The organism is Streptomyces sp. NPDC050121 (assembly GCF_044460385.1).
GTDB lineage: Bacteria > Actinomycetota > Actinomycetes > Streptomycetales > Streptomycetaceae > Streptomyces > Streptomyces soliscabiei.
Genome location: NZ_JBITJV010000002.1, coordinates 508,057 through 532,504 on the forward strand (window position 1 = coordinate 508,057; position 24,448 = coordinate 532,504).

The 24,448-nt window shown below is 68.9% G+C and carries 21 protein-coding genes and 7 pseudogenes; 11 read left to right on the forward strand and 17 right to left on the reverse strand.

Going from position 1 to position 24,448, the window contains the following annotated elements; all coding sequences use genetic code 11:
- Position 1: 1 nt before the first annotated feature.
- On the forward strand, positions 2-397 hold the full coding sequence (rbsD, locus tag ACIBTS_RS04715) for a D-ribose pyranase (protein ID WP_399316564.1): 396 nt from the start codon (positions 2-4) through the stop codon (positions 395-397).
- Positions 398-703: 306 nt separating this feature from the next.
- Here rbsD and ACIBTS_RS04720 read toward each other — a convergent pair.
- Positions 704-931 (reverse strand): annotated as a pseudogene (locus ACIBTS_RS04720) (transposase); the annotation flags it as partial.
- 39 nt (positions 932-970) lie between these two features.
- Positions 971-1,366 (reverse strand): CoA transferase, encoded by a 396-nt coding sequence (locus tag ACIBTS_RS04725; protein ID WP_399316567.1) that lies wholly within the window; start codon positions 1,364-1,366, stop codon positions 971-973.
- Positions 1,367-1,504: 138 nt separating this feature from the next.
- On the opposite strand from ACIBTS_RS04725, the gene ACIBTS_RS04730 reads away from it, so the two are divergent.
- Positions 1,505-2,821, forward strand: a complete 1,317-nt coding sequence (locus ACIBTS_RS04730) for a helix-turn-helix domain-containing protein (RefSeq protein ID WP_399316568.1) — start codon at positions 1,505-1,507, stop codon at positions 2,819-2,821.
- Positions 2,822-3,093: 272 nt separating this feature from the next.
- Here the strand turns inward: ACIBTS_RS04730 and ACIBTS_RS04735 are convergent, their stop codons facing one another.
- Entirely contained in the window at positions 3,094-3,471 is a 378-nt protein-coding gene (locus ACIBTS_RS04735) for a hypothetical protein (protein ID WP_121414535.1), read from the reverse strand.
- Between the two features lie 463 nt (positions 3,472-3,934).
- A complete protein-coding gene (locus ACIBTS_RS04740; protein WP_399316569.1) occupies positions 3,935-4,552 on the reverse strand; it encodes a DUF4232 domain-containing protein in 618 nt (205 codons plus the stop codon).
- Positions 4,553-5,213: 661 nt separating this feature from the next.
- On the opposite strand from ACIBTS_RS04740, the pseudogene ACIBTS_RS04745 reads away from it, so the two are divergent.
- Positions 5,214-5,432: pseudogene (locus ACIBTS_RS04745) on the forward strand (ATP-binding protein); the annotation flags it as partial.
- A 549-nt stretch (positions 5,433-5,981) separates the two neighbouring features.
- Here the strand turns inward: ACIBTS_RS04745 and ACIBTS_RS04750 are convergent.
- The 7 genes and pseudogenes from ACIBTS_RS04750 to ACIBTS_RS04780 form a co-directional block, all read right to left on the reverse strand.
- Positions 5,982-6,464, reverse strand: coding sequence for a hypothetical protein (locus ACIBTS_RS04750; protein ID WP_399316571.1), 483 nt, complete (start codon positions 6,462-6,464; stop codon positions 5,982-5,984).
- Complete coding sequence (locus ACIBTS_RS04755) at positions 6,461-8,269, reverse strand: glycoside hydrolase family 15 protein (protein WP_399316573.1); 1,809 nt, start codon at positions 8,267-8,269, stop codon at positions 6,461-6,463. Before ACIBTS_RS04755 ends, ACIBTS_RS04750 begins: the two co-directional genes overlap by 4 nt.
- A gap of 213 nt (positions 8,270-8,482) precedes the next feature.
- Positions 8,483-9,007 (reverse strand): DUF2231 domain-containing protein, encoded by a 525-nt coding sequence (locus tag ACIBTS_RS04760; protein ID WP_399316574.1) that lies wholly within the window; start codon positions 9,005-9,007, stop codon positions 8,483-8,485.
- A gap of 521 nt (positions 9,008-9,528) precedes the next feature.
- Positions 9,529-10,569, reverse strand: a complete 1,041-nt coding sequence (locus ACIBTS_RS04765) for a PP2C family protein-serine/threonine phosphatase (protein WP_399316575.1) — start codon at positions 10,567-10,569, stop codon at positions 9,529-9,531.
- Positions 10,570-10,779: 210 nt separating this feature from the next.
- Positions 10,780-10,998, reverse strand: a pseudogene (locus ACIBTS_RS04770) (ATP-binding protein); the annotation flags it as partial.
- A 22-nt stretch (positions 10,999-11,020) separates the two neighbouring features.
- Positions 11,021-11,434, reverse strand: coding sequence for an STAS domain-containing protein (locus tag ACIBTS_RS04775; RefSeq protein ID WP_399316576.1), 414 nt, complete (start codon positions 11,432-11,434; stop codon positions 11,021-11,023).
- A 361-nt stretch (positions 11,435-11,795) separates the two neighbouring features.
- A complete protein-coding gene (locus ACIBTS_RS04780) occupies positions 11,796-12,017 on the reverse strand; it encodes a DUF2249 domain-containing protein (RefSeq protein ID WP_399316578.1) in 222 nt (73 codons plus the stop codon).
- Positions 12,018-12,172: 155 nt separating this feature from the next.
- On the opposite strand from ACIBTS_RS04780, the gene ACIBTS_RS04785 reads away from it, so the two are divergent.
- From ACIBTS_RS04785 to ACIBTS_RS04800, 4 genes are all read left to right on the forward strand, one after another.
- Positions 12,173-12,832 (forward strand): helix-turn-helix transcriptional regulator, encoded by a 660-nt coding sequence (locus tag ACIBTS_RS04785; protein ID WP_399316638.1) that lies wholly within the window; start codon positions 12,173-12,175, stop codon positions 12,830-12,832.
- A gap of 381 nt (positions 12,833-13,213) precedes the next feature.
- Positions 13,214-14,326: a transaldolase gene (gene tal, locus ACIBTS_RS04790; protein ID WP_399316580.1), complete on the forward strand. Its 1,113-nt coding sequence runs from the start codon at positions 13,214-13,216 to the stop codon at positions 14,324-14,326.
- Between the two features lie 2 nt (positions 14,327-14,328).
- On the forward strand, positions 14,329-15,570 hold the full coding sequence (locus ACIBTS_RS04795; protein ID WP_399316581.1) for an NAD(P)/FAD-dependent oxidoreductase: 1,242 nt from the start codon (positions 14,329-14,331) through the stop codon (positions 15,568-15,570).
- A gap of 126 nt (positions 15,571-15,696) precedes the next feature.
- Complete coding sequence (locus ACIBTS_RS04800; protein ID WP_399316582.1) at positions 15,697-16,206, forward strand: universal stress protein; 510 nt, start codon at positions 15,697-15,699, stop codon at positions 16,204-16,206.
- Between the two features lie 160 nt (positions 16,207-16,366).
- Here the strand turns inward: ACIBTS_RS04800 and ACIBTS_RS04805 are convergent.
- From ACIBTS_RS04805 to ACIBTS_RS04820, 4 genes and pseudogenes are all read right to left on the reverse strand, one after another.
- Positions 16,367-17,340 (reverse strand): annotated as a pseudogene (locus ACIBTS_RS04805) (glycosyl hydrolase family 65 protein); the annotation flags it as partial.
- A 92-nt stretch (positions 17,341-17,432) separates the two neighbouring features.
- Entirely contained in the window at positions 17,433-18,599 is a 1,167-nt protein-coding gene (locus tag ACIBTS_RS04810; RefSeq protein WP_399316584.1) for an aldehyde dehydrogenase family protein, read from the reverse strand.
- Positions 18,600-18,820: 221 nt separating this feature from the next.
- The gene (locus tag ACIBTS_RS04815; protein WP_399316640.1) at positions 18,821-19,114 is read right to left on the reverse strand and encodes an ATP-binding protein; all 294 of its coding nucleotides are present in this window, start codon (positions 19,112-19,114) and stop codon (positions 18,821-18,823) included.
- Between the two features lie 9 nt (positions 19,115-19,123).
- Positions 19,124-19,399, reverse strand: a pseudogene (locus tag ACIBTS_RS04820) (bifunctional 5,10-methylene-tetrahydrofolate dehydrogenase/5,10-methylene-tetrahydrofolate cyclohydrolase); the annotation flags it as partial.
- Between the two features lie 185 nt (positions 19,400-19,584).
- Between ACIBTS_RS04820 and ACIBTS_RS04825 the strand changes: the two are divergent.
- Positions 19,585-20,046 (forward strand): universal stress protein, encoded by a 462-nt coding sequence (locus ACIBTS_RS04825; RefSeq protein WP_399316585.1) that lies wholly within the window; start codon positions 19,585-19,587, stop codon positions 20,044-20,046.
- A gap of 145 nt (positions 20,047-20,191) precedes the next feature.
- Positions 20,192-21,547, forward strand: coding sequence for a PP2C family protein-serine/threonine phosphatase (locus ACIBTS_RS04830; protein WP_399316587.1), 1,356 nt, complete (start codon positions 20,192-20,194; stop codon positions 21,545-21,547).
- Between the two features lie 22 nt (positions 21,548-21,569).
- On the opposite strand, the gene ACIBTS_RS04835 is transcribed toward ACIBTS_RS04830, so the two are convergent.
- Together ACIBTS_RS04835 and ACIBTS_RS04840 are read right to left on the reverse strand one after the other, a co-directional pair.
- Complete coding sequence (locus ACIBTS_RS04835) at positions 21,570-21,986, reverse strand: STAS domain-containing protein (protein ID WP_399316589.1); 417 nt, start codon at positions 21,984-21,986, stop codon at positions 21,570-21,572.
- 437 nt (positions 21,987-22,423) lie between these two features.
- A complete protein-coding gene (locus tag ACIBTS_RS04840; RefSeq protein ID WP_399316591.1) occupies positions 22,424-22,786 on the reverse strand; it encodes a DUF488 domain-containing protein in 363 nt (120 codons plus the stop codon).
- 170 nt (positions 22,787-22,956) lie between these two features.
- Here ACIBTS_RS04840 and ACIBTS_RS04845 point away from each other — a divergent pair.
- Positions 22,957-23,676: pseudogene (locus tag ACIBTS_RS04845) on the forward strand (uracil-DNA glycosylase); the annotation flags it as partial.
- Between the two features lie 366 nt (positions 23,677-24,042).
- Positions 24,043-24,303 (forward strand): annotated as a pseudogene (locus ACIBTS_RS04850) (dipeptidase); the annotation flags it as partial.
- Between the last annotated feature and the right edge of the window lie 145 nt (positions 24,304-24,448).

Consider the following 24,448-nt stretch of genomic DNA (forward strand, 5'->3'; position numbering starts at 1 on the left):
CGTGCAGCGCAAGGGCATCATCCACCGCGAGCTGGCCGGGCTGATCGCCGGTCTCCGCCACACCGACACCTTCGTGATCAGCGACGCCGGGCTCCCCCTGGCACCCGACACCCCCGTCGTGGATCTCGGCTACCGGTACGGCCAATCCCCGTTCCTGGACGTCGTCCAGACCGTGCTCAACGAGATCGTCGTCGAGCACAGCTGGGTGACCGACAAGATCCGCGAGGTCAACCCCACCGTCCACACCGGCCTGCGCTCCTTCGGGCTCGACCCCGAACCCCTCGACCACGACGAGTTCAAGGCCAGGGTCCGGGACGTCAAGTTCGCCGTACGGACGGGCGAGGACACCTTCTACGCCAACGTGCTCCTCCGCGCGGGGGTCCCCTTCACCCCGTGACAGCCGCCTGCGTGACGGGCAGCCGGACCTGAAGGGAGGAGAACCGTGTGGTCGGGGCGGCGTTCTGGTTGTCGTCGCTGTGCAGTTCACGACGCAGCCCCGCCTGGCCCGAGCTTGCGCCCGTTCCGGCGCAGCGTGAGCTTCATCGTTGGTGCACCTTTTCCATGTCTGTTCAGTGAAATTTCGTTCTTGTCCCTGTGCGGTCGGCCCAGGGCGCGGTGACGGCATTGCTGCCGTTCCGTTTCCCTGGACCGCCGTCCCGAACACGGGTGTGTCAATTTAACGGCTGATCTTGGTTGTTGAGGTTCAGTTGTTGGCCGGGGTGAGCCGGCCCTCGAAGGCGATCTGGAACGCGTTGAGGGGTGCCTTCCAGCGCATGGTCCACCTCTTGCGGCCCTGGCCCGTCGGGTTGAGGCTCATCAACGCCGTGTAGACGCACTTGAGGGCGGCGGCTTCGTTGGGGAAGTGGCCGCGGGCCCGGACGGCCTTGCGTATGCGGGCGTTGACGCTCTCGATGGCGTTCGTCGAGCAGATATTAGACACTCCCTCACCTGGTCGCACCCAGCCATGCCGTCAGCCGCTCTGTCTCCGCCTCTCCCTCCACGTCTTCCCCACCCAGGAATCCGCCACACGATCTCCCCGTCGGCCCGTTGCGCCAGGCCCCCACCACCCGCCCGTCCCACCACACCGTCGGCCCCACGCTCCCGCTCCTCTCGACCAGGGACGGCCGTGAGGTCGATGGCGGCCGAGCGGCGGCCTCGGGCCAAAGGGACCCTGGGCGGCACCGTCCCGGGCCGGGGTATCGGTGGGATCGATGCGGAGGACTTCGGCTCCGAGGTCGGACAGCATGGTGCAGGCGAAGGGGGCGGGCGCGAGGCTGGCGAGTTCCAGGACCCGTACGCCGCGCAGTGGGCCGGTCGCGGTCATGGCGTGGCTCCTTGAGGTTCCGACTTGTATGGCGGTAGCCATACAAGTCGGAACCTCAGTGCCAGGCGTCGAGGAGAGGGATGGCGCAACCCTGGAACCATCCCAGCCGTATTGACGTGCAGCTATGGGGAGTGCCTGGGATGCCGCCCCGGATCGGGACAGGACTGCACAGGCCGACAGATGGATGCGAGTACGGACCACATGGATGCAATCCACGATGACGTGGCGGAGTTCGCGCTACTGCTGACGCGTCTGAAGGAGCGCACAGACCGCAGCTACGCGGCGCTGGCCCGCCGTCTGGACATGAACGCCTCCACGCTGCACCGCTACTGCGCCGGAGAGGCGGTTCCCCTGGACTTCACCGGGATCGAGCGGTTCGCCGCACTCTGCGGAGCCTCCCCCGAGGAACGCGTGGAGTTGCACCGCCGGTGGATCCTGGCAGTCGCTGCACGGCAACGGTCCCGCTCATCTGATGCCCGGCGGACACCGACGCCCCACGACGCCACGAGCACCGCGGCATCGGCCGCATCCGCGAGTCACAGCAGCCCGGCGGACGAGGCACCCGAGCCGACCTTGCCGGCCGACCCGTGCCCGGAGCCGGCCTCGGCGGCCGACCGGCGGCCCCACGCCGGGCGGCCTCGACGACAGCCTGGGCGATCGATAGCGCTGGCGGTTTCGCTCACCGTCGCGCTCGCCGGCCTCACCACATCCGCTGCCGGACCCGTCTCCGGTGGCGGTGAGTCGTCGGCCTCCGCCCGCACCACACCGAAACCCTCAGCGTCGGCCACGCACAGCGGCGGCAGCCCGCAGAAGAGCCGGGCGAGCGCCGGCACGGTCGCACCGCCGGCTCCGCTCACCTGGACGGCCGACTCCCAGCTTTGGCAACGCGAGTGCGCCCATGACTACGTCATCGCCAAGCCACCGCAGCAGGTCCCGCCGCCGCCGACCCCGGCGGACGCCGCGGTGTGGGCCGCGTCCCAGGGGGCGGTGCACGGCGGCACCACCGATCTGCGGATCTCGGTGCAGGGACGCGGCTCAGCCGCCGTCGTCCTGGAGGCACTGCATGTGCGCGTGGTCAACCGCACCACCCCCGCCGCCCGCCGGGGCATCGCCTACTCCATGTATGAAGGCTGCGGCGCCATCCTCGTCCCCCGCTACTTCTCCGTGAACCTCGACGCTCACCGACCCCTGGCCCGTTCGATGCCCGGCAACGACCCGGACAGACCGACGCCCGCGGTCGACTTCCCCTACCAGGTGTCCCTGCGGGAGCCGGAGGTCCTGCTGCTCTCCGCGCACACCGAGTCCTGCACCTGCGACTGGTACCTCGACCTGGACTGGTCCTCACAGGGCCGGACCGGCACGGCGCGCATCGACGACCACGGCCGCCCGTTCCGCACCACCAGCATCAAGGGGCTACCGCACTACTGGTACCGCAACCCCGCTGGCTGGGTCCCCATGACCGCCGCCTACGACGACAAGGCGGAAACCGGCGACTGACGAAGCGACAGGCCGCACAGCCCGTCCGACAGCAGGACCGGCAGGGGCGGTGGCCCGGCCCTCCCCGCCGGCGATGGGATCCGGGCAGGGAGGTGGTGCCGTGCATCTCTCCGGCCGCGGGGTTGACCCAGGGGCCGCACCGTTGTGGTGCGGGTTGCTCCGAGGGTCTTGCCGTTGACGAACGGCTTGGCCGGGCCGCTGGGGGCCTCACGCAGCCCTGCCCGTCGCCCGGCGGGCGCGCTCACGCACGCCTGCCGGCCATTCCAGCGGATTCAGCACGTGGAGCTGCTGGAAATCTTTATTCCGTTGACGCTGTAGGAGTTGGTGAACACGGTTTGGGTGTTCGGCTCAAGGCAGATCGAGCCCCCGCTCTGGAGCCGCAGATACACCACGTCGTCATTCCGGGTGTTCAGGACCCCGTAGTGCGGCCGGGGCGTGACCGCCTGATAGGCGCTGGTGACGTCCCGGTACTTCGAGAGCGGCGTGCCCGCGTTCAAGGCATTGCCGTCCACGTAGAAGCAGACGTATGGGTACGGGCAGCCCTGGGTGGGGGACTCCGCGTGGGCCGCGGATGCACCGGTCATGGACATGGCCGCGACGGCCACGCTCACCCCCGCGAAGCTTGCAACCTTCCGTATGACGGGCTTCATCAAACCTCCAGGAATTCGACAAATCGTTCGGATTGTCCGTGAGTGTCGACGGACATGACAGGGTGGGAGCGAAGCCGGGTGGACGTGTGCTGCTGTCGCGAACTTCCCACGTACCGAAGGTGCTTGCGGATGGTCACGCCCGGGCCCGGCCAGCAGAGCTCTGCTACTCGTCGCGAATGCTCCTTGCGGACGGTCTTACTACAGGCGAACCCGGGGCCCGCCTGGACCTCAGCCGACCACGACGGCGGGCGCGCCCACCGACCACGCACACGTGTGTCTCGCTGTACCCCCACCGGCCTCACCCCGCGTCCTGGGTGCCCGAGGACATGGGTGTCCCAGGGGCGGGTGCATGGTGGGTGGGGTGTCGTGGTGCTGCCGGGCCATCGGCCGACTTCAGCCGATGTTCAGTAGGCCATGTGAGCGTTCTGGTCAGCCGCTGGGAAGCGGTCCGGATCGAGGTCCGTCACTTCGACATGATGAAATCCAGGGCGAAACCGGAAGCAGTCGTCCAGTAGGTCACAAGCTGGCCGTCGTCCGCGTACAACGTGGGGGCGGGCATGGGGACATCGATCGGCTTGCCCGCGTTGCTGCCGAGCTTGCGGCCCTGGAGGCTCAGGGTGATGCTCTTCGCCTCGTACTCGTCCCTGGCGCCGCCGCTGACGAGCAGAGCGGCATATGCCTCTTCACCCGGCGCGAGGGTGACGGGCACCCCCGGGGTCGGGTCGCTCTCCTTGATCACGGGGACCGTGGTCCGGGCATCCGCGCCAAGCCGCACGAGAGGGTAGCGGTAGAGGTTGCACTTCTTGTCGCCGGCGTTCTGGACGATCAAGAGGAGGTGCCTGGCCTCCTTGCTGTCCGCGGGCTCCTTCACGGAGGACACCCCCAGGACGTCCTGGGAGCAGGCGGCGATGGTGCCCTTGTCGCCACTGCCGCCGGAGCGGTGCGTCACCGCTTCATCGGTCTTCCCGCTGATCGTCCTTGGCCCGGTGGCGGAAGCATGCGCCGACACACCACACCCAAGAGCCAGGACGAGACCCGCGGCCACGGCCACCCGGCGGCCCGCAAGGGACTTCATGTTCATATGCGTGTTCCTCTTTCTGATCGGCGTTAGGTCGCACGCGCCTGCGGCCCGGCACTGCGGTTTACGGTGCAGGGCTGTCGGCGCGGCACCACCCCGTCTCCTCCCGGACCGCGTTGGTGGGGGCGAAGGCGGTCGGGCGCCCCCTTGAGCGTCCGCGCCTGCACCCCGGACACCCGAAGAGATGGGTGTCCCAGTGGACGGGTGAGTCGGGGTGTCGTGGCGCTGCCGGGCGCTCGGCCGCTTCAGCCGGTGCGACAGCCATAGCCTCGGATGCCTCGTGGGCCTGAGGCAACAGCCGCCACCCAACCTGCAACGGTGGAACGATCCCACCCCCGACCATCTGCAGAAACAAAGAAGCCTGGGATGCCTGTCTGGGATGGCAAACCCCCTGAGGCCGGCGGCCTGAGACCCTGTGGACTCGGCAGGCGTCGGCGGTCGGGGCGGCCGCTGGGGCCGATGCGTGCGTGTTCGTGCTGGGGGCTGGCCCGTTCTACTGGATCTGCGGGCGACCCTGCAGACGCCGTACCCGTGAGCTCTGGTGTCTGGGAGGGCCACGGCCAGGGTGCTCATCATCCTTGGCTGTCGCATCAGCGGACTGTATGAGGTGCCACTGACAAGACCTGTGTTGGCAGGACATGGCGACGTTCCCACTGTCTTCTTCATGTCCGGTCGCCTCGGCGACGCTTCCCGCGACCTGGCCCACGCCATGCGCAGGTTGGTCCATGGCAACCTGGCCGGGATGTTCGACGCCCCGAGCACGGTGGCCTTCGATCCCAACTCGCCGATGCCCACCATCGACCTGTCCCGCCTGAGCGGCTCCGGCGACGACACCGCCCTCGTCCTCGCCATGACCTGCGCGTCCGCATGGATGGAATCCGCCGCTTGGACCTGGCCAATCTGGCGCTGCGGGCATCCAGCACGCCACCGCGCAAGGTCTCCATGTCATAGCCCTGGCAGGCCCCGACGAACGAGACGAACTGCGTGCACTCGGCGCCCAGTAAACCGTCGCGCACGGTGCACCGCACGACATCGCCGCCAGCGTCCTGCGCCTGACCCCAGGCGGCATCGAAGCCCGCTCGGCCCGATCGCCCTCGCGGCCAGCCTGCAACTCGACTTCGCGATTTTTCAGCAGGTCCCCGTAGAAGTCCGCCGAGGCGTCGTGGTCGTAGACGAACACCACGACCGAGGCCAGCCGGGGTCCGCGCGCATCCGGTCCGCTACCGGTCTGTTCCGAATTCGGTGGAAGCTGCACAGGCTGCGGGCCGGAGGACGCCGCTTCATGTGGATAGGCCATGAGGCCCCCTTCCGCCTGCGACCGCGATACGAGGGTCCCTTTGGGCGGTTTCCTGGTCTGGGTTCCACGCTACCCGGACCGTGCCTTGCCCGCTGGAAACGTGCAGCAGGCCCCTGCGGGCACAGCCACGGGTTCTCAGCCTGGCCATGCAAGGAACCCTCCGACGATGGTGCCGTAGGCGAGGTGTGCGATGAGCGTGACGGCGGGGGTGCTGGGCCCGTAGTTGAGCATGAGAAAGCCGGGTGGTTCGAGCAGCGCGACATCGGGGGCGCTGGTTTCGGGTTGGCCCATGCGTGGGTGGACGAGCGGCAACAGGATATTGACGAGCGCGGTGGTGGCGAACAGGCCGTGGATGAGGCCGAAGACGCATCCCAGCCACCAACTGCTGTAGCCGATGGCCACGAAGACCGCGTAGTAGAGCAGGGCGAAGATCAGGCCGTTGATGAAGTGTGCGCCATAGCCGAGGGCCTTGGCGCGGGTCCGGTCGCTGGTGAAGGCGGTCCCGAGCAGGAACGGCAGATCGATGCGGGTCAGGCTGAAGGCATTGGCCGCGCGCAGGCCGGTGGTCAGGATCAGGGTGCCGACAAGCCCGCCTGCCAGTGCGGCCCAGATGCTCATCGTGTGGCCTGCCCGATCGCGCAGGCGGCGCTGATCAGGGCCAGGTGGGACAGGCCCTGGGGCAGATTGCCGAGGAAGTCGCCGGTGGTGGGGTCGATCTCCTCGCTGTAGAGGCCGACGTCGTTGGCGAGAGGCACGAGTTGGTCCATGAGGAGGCCGGCTTCGTCGGCGCGGCCGGTTCTTGCGAGGGCTTCGGCGAGCCAGAAGGAGCAGGCGAGGAAGGCTCCCTCGCTGCCGTGGACTCCGTCGGCGCCAAGGTAGCGGTTGACGTAGGGACCGTCCTGCAATGCCTGTTGGATGGCGGCGACGGTACCGCGCATGCGTGGGTCGTCGGGCGACCGATAGCCGTGCAGCAGGCCGAGCAGCAGGCCGGCGTCCAGGTCGTCGCTGCTGGCGGAGCGCAGGTAACTGTTCAGCCGTGGGCTGAAGCAGTGGTCGTCGATGAACTCGGTGATGGCCTGCCGTTCGCGCCGCCAGCGAGGTGCGTGCCGGTCGGGGATCAGCCGCCGGTGTGCAAGGTCGAGGGCGCGGTCGAGGGCGATCCAGCACATCATCTTGGACTGGGTGAAGTGTTCGGGAGCGCTGCGGACCTCCCATATGCCCGTGTCGGGCTGCTGCCAGGCCGTACAGACAAAGTCGGCGGTCTGGGCTAGTCGGCGGGCAATGTCGGCGTCGAGGCGATGGCCCGCTGCCGCGTACAGCCAGGCGGTCTGCACCAGCTCCCCGTATGTGTCCAGTTGGAGCTGGCCGGCGGCGGCGTTGCCGATGCGTACGGGCGTCGAGCCGCGGTAGCCCGACAGGGGAAGGGTCTCTTCGGGTGCGCGGGCGCCGCCGTCGAGTCGGTACAGGACGTGCAGGCGGGGGTGGGTGAGCTGGGAGGCGTGCATGAGCCACCAGAAGTAGCCAGTTGCTTCCGGTGCGCAGCCCAGCTTGAGGAAGGCGTTCAGGGTGAAGGCGGAGTCGCGGATCCAGCTGAAGCGGTAGTCCCAGTTGCGTTCCCCGCCGAGCTCCTCGGGCAGGGAGCAGGTCGCGGCGGCTGCGACCGCGCCGGAGGGGGCGAAGACCAGGAGCTTGAGGGCGAGGACGCTGCGCAGCACCGCCTCGTACCAGGGCCCCGTGTAGGTGCGGCCGTCGGTCCACTCCCTCCAGGTGGCGGATGTGTGGTCCAGCCGGGCCTCGCACTCGGCGCGCGTAGGGAGCACCAGCGGTTCCCGGTGTGCGTACGGCAGCGCGAGCATGGCCCGGGTGCCCGCGTCCGCACGGAAGCGGGATTCGACGGCATCGGGGGTGGACTGCGGCTCTCCCGCGTTGAAGGCACAGACCGCGACGGCCTCGGGCCCCGACGTGACGACCGGTACGCCTGCACGACGCGTCAGGTGAGGTGCGCGGGCGCCGTAGCCGAAGCGCGGCTGGACGCTCCAGCGCATCGGGACTCTGCCGGCCAGCCCCTCGATCCGACGGACCAGCTCCCGGCCAGGCGCCAGGGACCGGGTGTCAGGAATGGTCAGTGCGTCGGTCACCCGCACCGTGCCGCCTGTGGTGGTGAACGTCGTCTCCAGCACGTTGGTGCCAGGCAGGTAGCGGCGGGAGGCGGTGTAGGGCGCCTCTGGCCGCAGGAGGAACCGTCCTCCCTTGAGGTGGTCGAGCACGGCGGCAAAGAGGGTCGGCGAGTCAAGGTTCGGCCAGGCCAGCCAGTCCACCGAGCCGTCCCGGGCGATGAGCGCGACGCAGCGGCCGTCCCCGATCACCGCGTAGTTCCGCAGGTCCGTGTACCCGTCCCTGCGTGCCGGCTGGTGGCCTGGCACGTCTGACAGATCAGGCAGGTCCGTCTGCCGACTCCGGGGCATGTCCGGTGGCAGCGGTGGAGAACCCGAACTGGACGGTGCAGGTGTCACCTGAAGGCACCTTTTTCGGTAATCCGCAACCTACTGGTCCAGGAGGAGGCCGGCCACGGATGCATCAGTGTCGGTGGAACGGCAGTCGACAGCCCCGACCGCTGAGTGGCCTGGCTACGCCATTCAAGCCGCGTGGGAGCCGCGATGCAGGTGGATCAGCTGGGCGTGCTGCACTGCCTGTTCATCGCTTTCCTGGAGGGGCGTGAGCCGGATGCCGACGTGGTAGTCCTGGACCAGCGTCCAGCCCAGGAAGCCCGCCCCGAGCGTGCAGGCAAGTCCGGCCGCTGAGAGCGCCAGTCCGGGAGTGACACCAGTCGCAGGGCCATCCCAATGGGTGGCGTAGATGGCAAGGCTCGCGCCGAAGAGGCCCAGCGCCACGACATTGAGACTGCCGTGGGCGATACCGACGGTCTTGGCCGCCGACCGGCGGGGGATGCCGAATGCCAGATCAGCGATGCCGGGCAGGGCTGCCAGCAGTGCCGTGCCGGCCCCAGCGATGTTGAGGGCGATGGCCAGGTTGAGCCAGAACTGCTGCCCATTGGCCGCATAGACAGCGAAACCCACCAGCGTGCCGGTGTAGCAGGCGACGGGGAAACCAACGAGCATCGGGTGAATTGGATGGCCGGCGATGGTGATCTTGCTGTACATGGCACCTCCAGGCCGGTTGGTCCGTGCTACGCCTTTCCAGCCTCTCCCTCGGTGTACATGAGCGCCAACGGGGGGGCGATTAGCGGTTCGGATCCTGGGCCTGACGAGGGGAGTCTTGACCCCTCACTTTGGCGGTCGAAGATCTCTCACCCGGCGTAGCAGAGCAGCACCGACAAAAGCCTGCTTCTGGAGCCGGTCGGTGGGTGCACCGCCAGTGGACTGCGCGGATACCGCAAGGGCGGCCGGCCTCACTGGCAGGGGGATTATCCGGCGAGAGGCCGTACGCCGCAGCTTCATCCACCAGGTCAACGACCGGCAGGAGGTCCGCGCTCCCTGCGGCCGGCCTGTGAACCTCTCGCAGTCCCCGGTCACAGGCTCCTTCGGCTCACGGGTACCCGCTGAAGGCGAGGCGCAGGAAATACACGAGCGATGTGGTTGCCGGCCGCATCGGTGCGAGAGGGGTAGCTCGCCGCCGAGGTCGCCTACAGCTGTGGTGTGGTCCCTCTCCTGTAGGCGCCTGTTCAGGAGGCTCTGCGCACCACGAGCGCCGTGATGTCGTCGCGCTGTTCGCCTGCGGTGTGTTGGCTCAAGTCCTTGGCCAGTTTGGCGGCGACTTCATAGGGGGAAACGTCTACCCAGGCTCGCAGGCGCTCTTCGAGGGGGTAGAAGGCACCGGTGATGCTGCGTGCTTCGGTGACGCCGTCGCTGCAGGCAAAAAGGGTGGCCCCGGTCGGAAACGGGAACCACGCGACGGTCCGGGGTTTCGGAGCGAGGTCCGCGAGACCGAGGGGCACGCCGGGGTCGCCGAGCCGCACGGGCGTGACCGCTCCCGCGTTCAACAGGTAGGGCAGCAGATGACCGCAGTTGACCGCCTGCGTATCCGTCGAGGCGTCGATCCCCAGGATGAGCGCGGTGACGAACCGCTCAGGTTCACCTGTCTGCTGGGCGAAAGCGTTGTGCCGGACGACGGCCCGCTCCAGGTCATCCACAAGCGCGGTGAGCGTCGGCTCACGCAAGGCGGCTTCACGGAACGCTCCGAGCGCGGCGAAGGCGGCTCCGATCGCAGGCAGCCCCTTGCCCTGGACATCGCCGAAGAGCAGACGCGTTCCGTACGGCGAGGCCACCGCCTCGTAGATGTCTCCTCCTACCAGCCGGTCCTGCTCCACCGGCAGATACACGCCGTCAACGATCACCTGGTCGGTCAGGATGGGCAGCGGGCGCAGCACCTGCCGTTGCAGGGCGACAGCCGTGGACCGGACCCGGCGGAGATCTTGCTCGCGCCGGATCCGCACGTGGCAGGTCAGGACGCACAGCACGCCAAGCGTTGCGGCCAGCACCATGACGATCACGTAGTCGTACCACGAGGGGAGCGGCCGATAGATCAGTACTCCGGTGATGACGATCAACACCCAGCCGACCGCGTAGGTGGTCTGCCGTACGGTGCCGATCGCCGCCGGGAAGGCCGGCAGCAGGATCAAGAGGGGGGTGAGCCGGACCGTACGGTCGTCGATGGCCAGCTCCAGCATCACGATCGGGATCGTCAGCGCGACCACATAGGCCATAGGAGCCCTGACCGCGTTTGTGGGAGATGGCTCAACCGCGCTCTCGGCGCGTGATGTCAGTGGCGCGTCGGTTGGGCGAGATGGCAAACGCCTGCGGACCACAGCACCAGACTCCTTCAGCTCTTCCGACCCCGCAACGGCAGTGGCCGCACTCTGTTGATGTGATCACTCACCTGCGTTCTCGGGCCGTTCCTGTCTGCACCCGCAGGGTTATGGGTGCAGAGGTGGGAGGGCTTGCTCGGTCCAGACGGTCTTGCCGTCGGGCGTATAGCGGGTGCCCCAGTTTCGGGACAGTTGGGCGACGATGAAGAGTCCGCGTCCGCCTTCGTCGACCGTCCGTGCATGGCGCAAGCGCGGTGCGTTGGCACCGGCGTCCTGGACCTCGCAGGTGAGGGCGTGGTCCTTGATGATGCGCAGTTGCAGGGGTGGTGGGAAGCGAAGTCGGGAGCGGTCAGCCGGGGGACGGATGCGGCCAGTGGGCGAGGCTGCCGGGCGAGGGCGCGGACTGGGCCGCTTCCGCTGCCGAGGGGTAGATCTCGTAGCTCTTGCGCATGCCGCTGAGCTCGAAGAGGCGGAGCACCCGGCCGGAAGCGGAGGCGATACGCAGCGAGCCCTCGTTCTCACGGATGCATTTCGTGAGCGCCACGATCGCGCCCAGGCCCATCGAGTCCATGAAGGTGACGAAGCCGAGGTCCAGGACGAAGTGGCGGTGCCCCTCCTCGAGGAGGTTGATCACCGCTTCGCGGATCATGGGGGCGGTGTGGGCATCCACCTCACCGTCGACCTCGGCGACGACCCAGCCGTTGACCACGTCGTAGCTGACCATCATGCTCTGGTGCCGGATGATGTTCGTTCGCACGGTCATCCCTCGTCACTCTCTTTGGGACAGTCGGGGTGGCCCTTTGCCGGCCGGTCGGCGAGAACGGCGGCCTGACTGCGGTCCACGTCCTTCGTGGCGGTCAGCAGTATCAGTTTGTTGTGCTCCACAAGGTCACACAGATGTTCGGCTGCCTCGCGCAGCTCTGCCGAGCGACGGTGACGGAACCGACGGAACGGCTGGGCTCGTGGCCGTACCACCTGGCGGTAACGTGATCTGTTCGGCCATGACGCTGTCTCCAGATCGGCCAGCCGCCTCGGCTGGAGGTCTCCGTGCCCCTGCTGCCGAGCGGCTGTTCCGGACACGCCCTATTTTATCGAGGGCCGGCGAGGACCGGCCCGGGAGCCGGTCAGCGGTGCGTGAGCAGCAGGCGCCATGCCTCCGGGCCGCGCTGGAGGTACTCCACCGCGAAGGCGCCCGGGTGGCGGTCCTCGATCTGACCCAGCAGTGGCAGCGGGTCGTGCGGCGCCACCAGGACCATCGCCTGCCCGGAGGGCACCGCGGCGATCGCGCCGAACACCGTGACATGCCTCAGCGAGTGGGGGACGTCGCGTACGTCCAGCTCGGGCACTGCGGTTTCGTCGGAGCCGCCGCAGCCACAGGCCCCACCGCAGCCACCACCGGCAGCGGCCGTCTCGCCGGCGGTACCGTGCCCCCGTCCGTGACCGAGGAGTTCGCGCATGCGGAACGAACCGCGTACCGCTGTCCCGGCAGCGCCGCGGTGTCCTGCAGTACCTGCGCGGCCAGGTGGCCCCCGTCACCGCGAGCGCGCTCGCCCAGGTGTGCGCGCTGCACGTCAACACGGTCCGCGAGCACCTGGACGCCCTCGTCGACGACGGCCTCGCCGTCCGTGAACGGTCCAGCCCCTCCGGGCGCGGCAGGCCCGCCTTCCGCTACCGGGCCCTCCCGCCGCAGGAGTCGCCCGCACGCGAATACGCCGGCCTCGCCGCCGTCCTGGCCGCGCAGATCGCCCGCTCCAGCGCCGACCCGCGCCGGGACGCCCTCGCCGCCGGCGAGGACTGGGGGCGTGTCCTCACCGCCGGGCAGAGGCCCGCGGCGAACCCCAAGGAGGCACGGACCCGGCTGCTGGAGCTCCTCGACGAGATCGGCTTCGCGCCGGAAGCGGACGCGGACGTACGCCAAGTCCAGCTCCGCCGCTGCCCGTTCGTGGAGACGGCACGTGAACACCCCGGTGTCATCTGCGGTATTCATGAAGGACTGGCCCGGGCGGGACTCGCCGCGCTGGGCGGCGCGCCGCAGGGAGTCGAGCTGCTGCCGTTCGCCGAACCGGACGCGTGCCGACTGCACTTGGGCATGACCGAGCGCTCCGGCGGTGAGGACCACACCGGGCACCCGACGTCGCCCGGCACCCCCGGGCACCGGTGACCACGGCGCCCGGCGCGCAGGCGCCCGCCGCGCAACCCTGCTGCTGGCCGCCGGGCTCTGCCTCCTCGCCGGTCCCGTAATCGTGGAGGCCGTTGCCTGTGGGCTGGTGCGGATGGCGACCAGGTACTGGTGGTAGCCCCGCGGCTCGACCTGGACTATCACTGAAGATCAGGAATACGGAACCATATTCGGCGGTCGGCGACCCATGCAGGTCGGCCAACGCGCCGTCGGCCTGGCCCGGTGTGCGCATTGCGGGCCGCTCGCCCTCCAGAGACGATGGAGCGACAGGCAAGCTCTGTGCAGGCCGCGGACGAGCAGCAAGGAGCCCTGAGCTGGTTGCTCCGTTTGGTGCGCGGGAGAGGCGGCGGCGTCATGAATCCCTTGAACACACTGAGCGATGCCGGAGTGTCGATCTGGCTGGACGATCTCAGCCGGGAGCGGCTGGTGTCCGGGAGCCTGGCGGACCTGGTCGCGCGCGACCGGGTGGTGGGGGTGACCACCAATCCGACGATCTTCGCCAAGGCGATCACGAGCGGCGACGCGTACGACGCACAGATCCGTGACCTGGCCGCCCGCGGAGTCGGAGTCGGTGAGGCGCTGCGGGCGCTGACCACAACCGACGTCCGATGGGCATGCGACGTGCTGCGTCCGGTCTACGACGCGACGGACGGCGTCGACGGGCGCGTCTCCATCGAGGTCGACCCCCGGCTCGCGCACGACACCGCGGCGACGATCGCGGAGGCGCGGGCGCTGTGGTGGCTCGTCGACCGGCCCAACCTGTTCGTGAAGATCCCGGCCGCCCGGCAGGGCCTGCCGGCGATCGCCGCGTGTCTGGCTGAGGGCATCAGCATCAATGTCACGTTGATCTTCTCCCTGGCCCGCTACGACGAGGTCATGGATGCCTTCCTCGACGGGATGGAACGCGCCCGCGATGCGGGCCGGGAGCTGTCCGGGATCGGCTCGGTGGCTTCGTTCTTCGTCTCCCGTGTCGACGCCGAGGCAGACGCACGCCTGGACAAGACCGGCAGCGCGCAGGCGGCCGGGCTGCGCGGCCGGGTGGCGATCGCCAATGCGCGGCTGGCGTACCAGCACTATGAGCGGGTGATCTCCTCGCACCGCTGGCAGGCTCTGGAGAAGGCGGGGGCCCACCCGCAGCGTCCGCTGTGGGCTTCGACGTCCGTCAAGGATCCCAGCTACCCCGACACGCGGTACGTGAGCGAACTGGTCGCGCCCGGCGTGGTGAACACCATGCCCGAGGCCACCTTGCGCGCGGTCGCCGATCACGGCGAGGTGCCGGCCGACTCGGTCCGCGCTCACTTCGACGACGCTGAGCGGGTATTCCTTGAGTTGCGGGAAGTCGGCGTGGACTACGTCGACCTCGTGCAGACCCTTGAGGACGAGGGCGTGTCGAAGTTCGACGCCAGCTGGGAGCAGCTCTCCCAGCAGCTCACCGAAACTCTCAGCATCGTGCGCCCAGCGCGGACCGGGGGCTGATCATGACTGACAACAGCGCGTATGTGATCGTCGGAGCCAGTCTGGCCGGGGCCAAGGCCGCGCAGGCGCTGCGCGAGGAGGGCTTCGACGGCACGCTGATCCTGATCGGCGAGGAGAGCGAACGGCCCTACGAGCGGCCGCCGCTGTCGAAGGGCTACCTGATGGGCAAGGACGCCCGGGAGCAGATCTACGTCCACCCGCCCCAGTGGTACACCGAGCACGACATCGACCTGCGCCTGGGGACGGCGGTCACCGCGCTCGACCCGGCCCCGCACGAGGTGACGCTCGCGGACGGCAGCCGCCTTGGGTACGCCGAGCTGTTGCTGGCCACGGGCTCCTCGCCGCGCCGCCTGCCGGTGCCCGGTGCGGACCTGGACGGGGTGCTGTACCTGCGCACGGTCCAGGACAGCGACCGGATCAAGGACGCCTTCTCCTCCGCCTCACGGGTGGCGGTCGTCGGAGCCGGCTGGATCGGCCTGGAAACCGCTGCCGCGGCCCGCGCCGCCGGTGTGGAGGTCACCGTGCTGGAGATGGCCGAGCTGCCGTTGCTGCATGTTCTTGGCCTCGAGGTCGCCCAGGTCTTCGCGGACCTGCACCGCGATCACGGGGTGGACCTGCGGTTCGGCGTGCAGGTCGCCGAACTGACCGGCAGCGCGGGCACCGTCGACGGCTTGCTGCTGTCCGACGGCACCCGCATCGATGCGGACGCGGTCATCGTCGGCATCGGCATCATGCCCAACACCGGCCTCGCCCAGGCCGCGGGCCTTCAGGTCGACAACGGCATTCTCACCGACGAGCGGCTGCGCACCTCCGTGCCCGGCATCTACGCCGCCGGCGACGTCGCCAACGCCTTCCACCCCCCGCTGGACCGGCGTATCCGCGTGGAGCACTGGGCCAACGCGCTGCACCAGCCCCAGACCGCCGCCAGGGCGATGCTGGGCCGGGAGGCAGCCTACGACCGGCTGCCGTACTTCTTCTCCGACCAGTACGACCTGGGCATGGAGTACACCGGATACGCCGAGCCCGGCGGATACGACCAGGTTGTCTTCCGCGGCGATCTCGGCGCACGCGAGTTCATCGCGTTCTGGCTCGCACGCGGCCGGGTGCTGGCAGGCATGAACGTCAACATCTGGGACGTCACCGAACCGATCCAGGCCCTCGTCCGCTCCGGCCAACAGGTTGACACCAGCAAACTCGCCGACCCACAGGTGCCCATCGAATCGCTCCTGCACAACGCTGAGTAGCCCTCGACGAGCAGTGGCTCCGAACCCAAGCCGCAAGTTCAGAACACCCCAGAGAGCAGGTCCGGCTCCCCCTCTCACGGGACTGACAGTGCTCGCGCCTGCTGACAAGCCGTTGGAGGATTCCCGATGAACGACAGTGCCGTGCCCGCTCCCGCCGGTCCGATCGTGGTCGGCACGGACGGCTCCCCGCACGCCCGGCACGCCGTGCTCTTCGCCCTGCGCGAGGCTCAGCTGCGCGGCACCGGTCTGCGGGCGGTCTGTGCCTACGACTACACCCCTGCTCGTTACACGGGCTACGGATGGATGGCCGTGCCGGAGGGCGACGGCGGCCTGTACGAACAGCTCCACGATGTCGCCCGACAGGCGGTGACCGACACGGTCAACGAACTGCGGCAGCAGCTCGGCGGGCCCCACGTGGAGGTGCAGATCATCGCCGAGGCGGGCCGCCCGGCACAGGTCCTGCTGGACGCGAGCAAGGACGCCTCACTGCTGGTGGTCGGCACCCGCGGTTCGGGCGCTTGGGGGCGTCTCACCCTCGGCTCGACCAGCACCGAGGTCGTGCACCACGCTCACCTGCCCGTCGTCGTCGTACCAGCCGACTCTCGCGGCGCCCCTCCTGACGTGTCGAAGAAATGACCACGTCCACAGTCCGCCGCCTGGCTGCGGCGGGTGCGGGCGCGGGTGCAAGTGCGACGAACTCCGTGGAGATCTCGCGGTTCCGGGAGGAGTGCAGGTGCCTCCCTTGCTCCGGGCGCTGCCACGGATGCCCTGGCCGTGAGGCTGCTCGGATGTGGACTCAGTCGCGATCCGCCCATCTGCGGCGAGCCGGACCACGGCCGGAGGGCTGCTGTGGCTCCGGCAGATCGGGGACAGCGGGGATCGGCCCGCTGCGAGGGACGTCCTTGGTCACCTTCAACAGGCTGCCATGGTGGTGGATCTCAAGCTCCATGCCCGCCAGCAAGGTGTATGTGGCCTGCTGGTGGGAGATGTCCACGCGCACGCAGCGACGGCGGAACTGCACGGCGAAAGCCAGCCGACTGATCTGCTCGGGCAGTCGCGGGGCGAAGGACAGGGCGTCCCCGTGGTGTCTCATCCCGCCGAAGCCCGCTACGAGCGCGGTCCAGGTCCCGGCCAGTGAGGCGATATGCAGGCCGTCGCGCGTGTTGCGCTCCAGGTTGGCCAGGTCCATCATCGCGGCCTCGCCGAGGTAGTCGTATGCCAGGCGTAGCTGGCCGACCTCGGCGGCGATTACGGCCTGATTGCCTGCGGACAGCGAGGAATCCCGGACCGTGAGCGGTTCGTAGTAGGCGAAGTTGCGGGCCTTCTCCTCCTTGGTGAACGCGTCGCCGCGCAAGTGCATGGCCAGGACCAGGTCGGCCTGCTTGATCACCTGTTTGCGGTACAGGTCGAAATACGGGAAATGCAGCAGCAGCGGGTAGCGGTCCGCCGGGGTCCCGGCGAAGTCCCACGCCTGGTGGGAGGTGAAGCCCGCGGACTGCTCGTGCACGCCGAGCTCCCTGTTGAACGGCAGCACGATCCGCCGGGCGGCATCGCGCCAGCCGCGGTCTCCTCGTCGTCCACGCCGAGCGAGGCGGCCAGGTCGGGGTGGCGCTCGGCCGCGTCGGCGGCCGCGCGCAGATTCTGCTGGGCCATCTCATTGGTGTAGGCGTTGTCGTCGGCGATCGCGCTGTACTCGTCAGGCCCGGTGACGCCGTCCAGGTGGGACACTCCGTGCGGGTCGTGGTGGCCGAGCGAGAGCCACAGCCGGGCGTTATGTTGGCGCTTCACTCTGTCTCACGAAGCACGCAAGTATGTTCACGTAGCTGTTGTCTCAGGGGGTCCGATGAAGCGCACCAGCACTTTCACACCCATCGGTCTGCACGACACCGGCGTCCCTTTCGGACAGTCGGTACCGGAGGCCGTGGTCCTCCTGCATCGGAGTGCGCAGGCTCGGGCATCTGGTCCGTGGTCCTTCGACGCGTCGGCCGTGTTGGAACGGGCGGGGGCATACGACGGCAAGTGCTTCGTCCTCGGCCCAGACGGTTCGTACGACGTGCAGTTGAACCGGTTCGGGCGCGAACTCGGCAGCTGGGACGTGCGGTCGGACAACGGGCGACCACCTCGCCGTAGCGGCTGCGTGGGGCGAGGACGCGGGTGCCGATCAGACAAGTCTGCCCGTTGTTGTTCAAGGTCGCGCGGAAGAACGCGTCGAGGTTGGGCTCCAGGTCCGCGTCGTCGAGGACGATCGCGGCGGACTTGCCCCCCAGCTCCAGGGTGACCGGACGCAGCAGCCTGCCGCACTGCTCGGCGATTGCCCGGCCGGTGGCCGTGGAACCGGTGAAGGCGACCTTGTCCACGCCGGGGTGACCGACGAGGTAGCCGGAAGCCTCACGGTCGGCGGGCACGACGTTGACCACGCCGGGTGGAAGGCCGGCCTCCCTGACGGCCTCGGCCAGCAGGAAGGCGTCGAGGGCGGTCTCCCGCGCGGGCTTGAGGACGATCGTGCAGCCCGCCGCGAGGGCCGGCCCCAGCTTGAACATGGTCAGGGTCTGCGGGAAATTCCACGGCACGATCGCGGCGACCACCCCGACCGGGGTACGGCGTACGACGGTGGTGCCGTTGCCGGCCACCGCCGGACGGGACTCCTCGACGCCGGTTTGCCGGGCAAGGGCGGCGTAGTACCGCAGTACGGCGGCGCCGATCACGGCCTCCGAGCGGCGGCTGGTCACGATGGGCATGCCGTTCTCACGGCTGACGAGCTGCGCGAACTGCTCGCCGCGCTTGCCGAGCATGTCGGCGAGCCGTTCCATCGCCTCGGCCCGGCGGCCGGGCTCCCATGTCGCCCACCCGGTCGGGTCGTCGAAGGCGCTGCGGGCAGCGGCGACGGCAGCGTCGACATCGGCCGACACCGCCTCCGGTACCCGTCCGATGGGCTCTTCGGTGGTCGCCGAGGCGACGGTGATCGTCGCGGCCGACGACGGTGCGACCCAGTCGCCGCCGATGAACAGAGAGTCGTACGTGTGTTCCATTGTTTGCATACTCCTTCGGAAGTGCCGGCCCCGTCGGTGGGCGTAGTCCTCGCCGCTGGCAGGGATCGTGATGTCGCTGAGGCGGACTGCAGGGGTGCGGACGTTCGTCGGGCGTCGGCCTGAACGATCTCGATGGCATCAAGCACAGGGCGATGCGCTACTCGCCGAGTCCGGCTACTCTCCCTTCGAGCCGGAGCGGTACGTTTGAACGTCACCAGTTGTCAGGCCACGTCGGTCTCTCGCTCGATGGCCTGTAGGCGATTCTTGAGCCGGTAGCTCGGGCCGTTGATGGCGATCACTTCACAGAGGTGGAGAAGCCGGTCGAGGATCGCGGTGGCGAGGACCTCGTCGCCGACGACCTGGCCCCACTCTCCCCCAAGTGGCAGTTCGGTGTGAGAGCGCTGCGGAGGAGCCGGTTGGCCGGTCGGGGCGTCCGATCGTCGGGCGGACCCGGCGTGGGGACGGCGTCGGGCATGGGTTACGAGGCTGACGGAGCGCCCCGGCTGGTGCCCGATGCCGCACGCTCAGGCGCCCTGGGCGGCCCACCGGGCGGCTTCGAAGGTGTTCACCATGAGCATGGCGATAGTCATGGGTCCGACGCCGCCGGGAACCGGGGTGATGAATTTCGCGAATCCGTCGAGCTCCTCGGCACGTACATCTCCCGCGAGCCCGTCGGGAGTGCGGTGGATGCCGACGTCGATCACGGCGGCGCCCGGCTTGACGTGCTCGCGGCCGATCAGGTGCCGCACACCCGTAGCGACGACGAGGATGTCCGCCTGTCGGGTGGCCGAGATGAGGTCCCGAGTTCCCCACGGCCCATGTCACGACACCACCGCCTTCGCCTCCCACCTGCCGCCGTGGTCCAGCAGCTTCTCCGCGTGGCCTGCGGCACGGTGGGACGCCCGGCCTCCCGGTGCGGTTGACGTGAAACGGGCGGGATCGGAATGCTGCCGAGTGTGCCGCCAATGAGTGTGTGAGCACGGCCATGACGGATGCTGAGGCCCAGCGGAGCGCACCGGCCCGTCCGGTCCACCCGGTGCTGGTGGGCTATGACGGCTCCACGGCCAGCGGGCGTGCGCTGGCCTGGGCTGCCGGAATGGCCCGCCGGACACGGCGGCCCCTGCTGGTCGCCTACATCACCCCGCCTCCCTCCCCCTACGACCCGGGGATCACCGTTGCGCCCTCCACAGACCCGCAGGCCGACGCACTTCGGTGGCTGCGGTCGGAGTTGCACGACACGCTCGGAGACACCGCTGTGGCGGACCTTGAGGCCCATGTGACCGGATGCCAGGGCGATGCCGCCTACGAACTGGCCCGCCTGGCCGACGAGCATCAGGCCGACGCGCTCGTGCTCGGCGCCCCAGAACACCGCTGGCACCGTCTGATCGGTTCGGTGCCCGCACACATAGCACGCCACGCCCACTGCCCTGTGATCGTGGTTCCGTGATCCGATCCGGGGCTGCGGCAGCCCGGCGGTGGGAAGCGAGGCCCTTCTAGCGCGGCGCGCATCTGTCCGAAGCCGCAGTACGGTGGCCATGCGGGGATGGCGGCGGCGACAGCCGTGTGGCTTCCGACCTGGCGGGAGGTGCCCGATGGCGATTGATCCGGAGCGGCCGAATGAGGCAGCCGCGCGGGCTGCCGCCGCGTTGGAGGAGATCGGCCGACGGTCGGACGAAGAGTCCTTCGAGGAACTGAACTCCCAGATACAGCAGTTGACTCTGGGTCAGCGCCAGCTGCGACGCCTACTGGACGCGGTGGTGGCCATCAGCGCCGACATGGACACCCGTGTCGTACTCCAGCACATCGTGGAAGCGGCCGCCGATCTCGTCCCCGCCCGTTACGGCGCGCTGGGGCTGCTAGGGGACAGCGGAGACATCGTCGACCTGATCACCGTCGGGGTGGACGACGAGAAGATCAGGGTCGCCTCCGGTCTCCCTCAGGGGCACGGCCTGCTGCGCCGTCTGATCGCCGACCGCAAGCCCTTGCGGGTCGACGACATCGCCGCCGACCCCAGCTCGGTCGGCTTCCCGCCCGGCCACCCGGTGATGACTACTCTCCTGGGTGTCCCGTTGATGATCCGTGACGCCGTCTACGGCAACATCTACCTCGCGGACAAACACGACGGCACGCCGTTCAGCGACGATGACGAGGCCCTGCTGACCGCGCTGGCCAGCGCCGCAAGCGTCAGCATCGAAAACGCCCGCCTGTACGAGCGCCTCCAGCGGGCCGCCGAACATTTCCAGCGCCGCCTGCTGCCCACCCTGCCCGACCTGAGCCCCCTCGCCGTCGCAGGCGCCTACCAGCCGGCCTCCGATCTCCCCCGGCTCGGCGGGGATTGGTACGACGCCGTGCTCCTGCCGGATGGTGCCACATGCGTCGTGATCGGAGATGTCACCGGCCACGACGTCGAAACGGCCCCTCTGATGAGCCAGATCCGCAACATGCTGCGTGCCCTCGCCTACGACCGCGGCGGGCCGCCCGGCGTGCTCGTGTCGAGACTCGACCACGCTCTGAGCATGTTTGACGATCCCCCCACGGCCACACTGGTGTGCGGCCTCATCGAGGGTGGCCGTGGCGGGTACACCTTCCGCTGGAGCAACGCCGGACACCTTCCGCCCCTGCTGATCGGCGCGGACGGGGACACCGGCTACCTGGCTCCCGCACAGCACGGCATTCCGGTGGGCTTCGATCCCTCCTTCCCCCGGTTCACACACGAGCACCCGCTTCCGCCCGGCAGCACCCTGCTGTTGTTCACCGACGGGCTGGTGGAGCGCCGCGACCGGGACATCGACACTGGCCTGACCTCCCTGGCCGGCCACGCCGCCCGCCTGGCCACGGCGCCCCTGCCCCGGTTGTGCGCCGACCTCGTCGCGGGGCACGACCAAGCATTCGACGACGATGTCGCGTTGCTCGCCCTGCGTGTACCCGACTGGCTGTCATCAGCGTGACACACAGGAGAGTGACGTCGGCTCAAGGGCCTTTGTCAGTCGGAGGATGCGGCCAGTCGACCAGGCCGTCGGGCGACGGAGCGCGTTGCGTTGCCTCCTCCGGTGAGTGGTAGATCTCGTAGGTCGCGTGCAAGCCGCTGATCTCGAAGACCCTGACGATCCGGCCGGGGGTGCATGCGATCCGCAGTGAGCCACCGTGTTCACGGATGCGTTTCGTGATCGCCACGACCATGCCCAGTCCCAACGAGTCCATGAAGGGCACGAAGCACAGGTCCAGAACGAAGTGACGGTGCCCCTCACCGAGAAGCTTGATCACTGCTTCGCGGATCATGGGAGAGGTGTGGATGTCCACATCACCGTCGGCCTCGACGACGGTCCAGTCGTTCACCACGTCGTAGCTCACCGTCATACGCTCGTCCCGGATGATGTTGGTTCGCATGGCCATCCCTCTTCGACGTCTTCCGCACGGCCGCACGGCGGTCGCCTCAACGCCTGGTCAGCGACAACTGAGTGGAAAGGGTCCGGTCGGCGGCCATCTTCTGCCGACCTCCATGCAGTGCAGCGACCAGGTTCTTGGCAGCAACCCGGCTCTGTCTAGCGCGTGTTGGGCACCTGACCGGCCCACACGCCCTCTCTGCTGGCAAGGTCACCGATCGCGGCACAGCCGCTCACAGGCCAGGCGTCGTGATCCTGGCGGATGGCCCACGAGTCTGGCCCTGCCGCGACGTGACGCAGCTCAAGGCGTCCGGCAGCTGCCTCGGCCGGCACGTGGCCGACCAGCGGTGGAGGAGCCGGCGTCGACGGCGGTGCGCCGTGCCCACGGCCCGACGATCAACATTCGCGGTCCGGCCACCCCGGCGGCCTCCCGCGTCGTCGTCACGGCTTCTTGGCAAGCCATTCGGCGAGTACGGCGGCCTGGCTGTGGTCCGCGTCTTTGGTGGCGGTCAGGAGTGTGAGCCTGTCGTGGGCGGCGAGGTCGCGCAGATGCTCGGCGGCCTGCCGGTGTCCGGCATCCTTCAGTTCGGACAGGTAGCGGCGACGGAACTCGGCGAAGCGGCTCGGCTCGTGGCCGTACCACCGGCGCAGTTCGGTCGAGGGGGCGACATCGCGCAGCCACTCGTCCAGGTGTGCGTCCTCCTTGCGCATGCCGCGTGGCCAGACGCGGTCGACAAGGATCCGCTTGCCGTCCTCGGGCGAGGTCTCCTCGTAGACTCTGTGGTAGGTGATCTGCTTGGCCATGAGGGCACCTTCCAGATCGATCAGCCGACCCGGCCCCCGGATGGTGTCGGCCGTGGTGCGCCCCGCGTGGGCGTTTCCGACTCGCCCATTTTATCGGTGATCGCCTCTGCGGGGCTCGCCCAGGCGAGTCGGCCGGCGAGCTGAGGAGGCCGAGCATCCGCGGTAACCGTGTGACACCGCAGGCCCACGACTTCCCGTCGGTTTCGGCCCCCCGACTGGGTTCCGTGCGCGAACTGGACGAGGCCGTGGCTACCTGCCGGGCCTGCCCGCGGTTGGTGGCCTGGAGGGAGGAGGCCGCACGCGTCAAGCGCAGGGCCTTTCGAGACTGGGAGTACTGGGCCAGGCCCGTGCCCGGCTTCGGGCCGCCGGACGCACCGCTGGCGATCGTCGGATTGGCTCCGGCCGCGCACGGTGGCAATCGCACCGGACGCATCTTCACCGGTGACCCGTCCGGCGACGCGCTGTACGCGGCTCTGTACGACCTCGGCCTGGCCTCCCAGCCAGTGGCCACGCACCGCGACGACGGGATGGAGCTGTACGCCGTGCGGATCACGGTGCCGGTGCACTGCGCACCGCCTGACAACCGCCCCACCACCACCGAACGCGACACCTGCCGGCCATGGCTCGCCCGAGAGCTGGAACTCCTGCGTCCGACCCTGCGCGCGATCGTGGTGCTCGGCGGCTTCGCCTGGCAGGCGCTGGTACCCGTACTTGCTGACACCGGATGGCAGGTGCCCCGTCCGCGCCCATCCTTCGGGCATGGCGCACACATGCAGCTCACCGATGCCCGAAGCGAACGGGTGTTGCACCTGATCGGCGGCTACCACCCGAGCCAGCGCAACATGTCCACCCGCACACTGACCCCCGCCATGCTCCGCGGCGTGGATCGCCCAGATGGCTCGTGTGTCCGAGCTTGTGAGCAGCGTCGCTTGAAACCATGCGCGAGTGTTGACGGCCCATCCCTTGACGACGTCTCGCCACCGAGCGCCGGCTTCGCGCTCGACCGTGGCGCTCAAGGCGGCCATAGCGATCTCCGGCTTGATCACGGTGTTGTTTCTCCTGATCCACATGTACGGCGACCTCAACATCTTCAAGGGCCGTGCTGCCTTTGACGACTACGCCCGCTGTCCGCGGACTATGGGTGAACCGTTCCTCCCCTGCTCCGGCGTCCTGTGGATCACCCGGGTGGTGCTGCTCGCGAGCGTGTTGGTTCACATCTATGCCGCGGTGACGCTGCGGAGACGCGCCCGCGGGGCGACCGCGGGTCCCCCGAGCTCCGCGAGGCCGCCAGTCGCTTCGTGTCACCTCCGGAGGTCGCACCACACTCCGCCGGCGCGGCCGTCGACGTGACGCTGATCGACCACCTCCGCCGCGGGCTGAGCCACGTTGAGCGACGCGTTGTCGGCCGCCGGGTTGATCAACTACGAGACGAGTGGTGGCATTGGTCGTACGGCGACGGGTACTGGGCACTGCAAACCAGGCAGTCGGCCGCCCTCTACGACCCCGTCGAACTGCCCTGGCACCGCACCACCACCCACGTCTTTCACGAACGAGAAGCGATCTTAGGATCGGCGTGTGAGGGCTCGTCTCACTCCGTCCGCTCACAGAGAGATCACACAGGCAACAGATCATCTCGTTCCGCTCTGCGGGTAACGTCGAGGT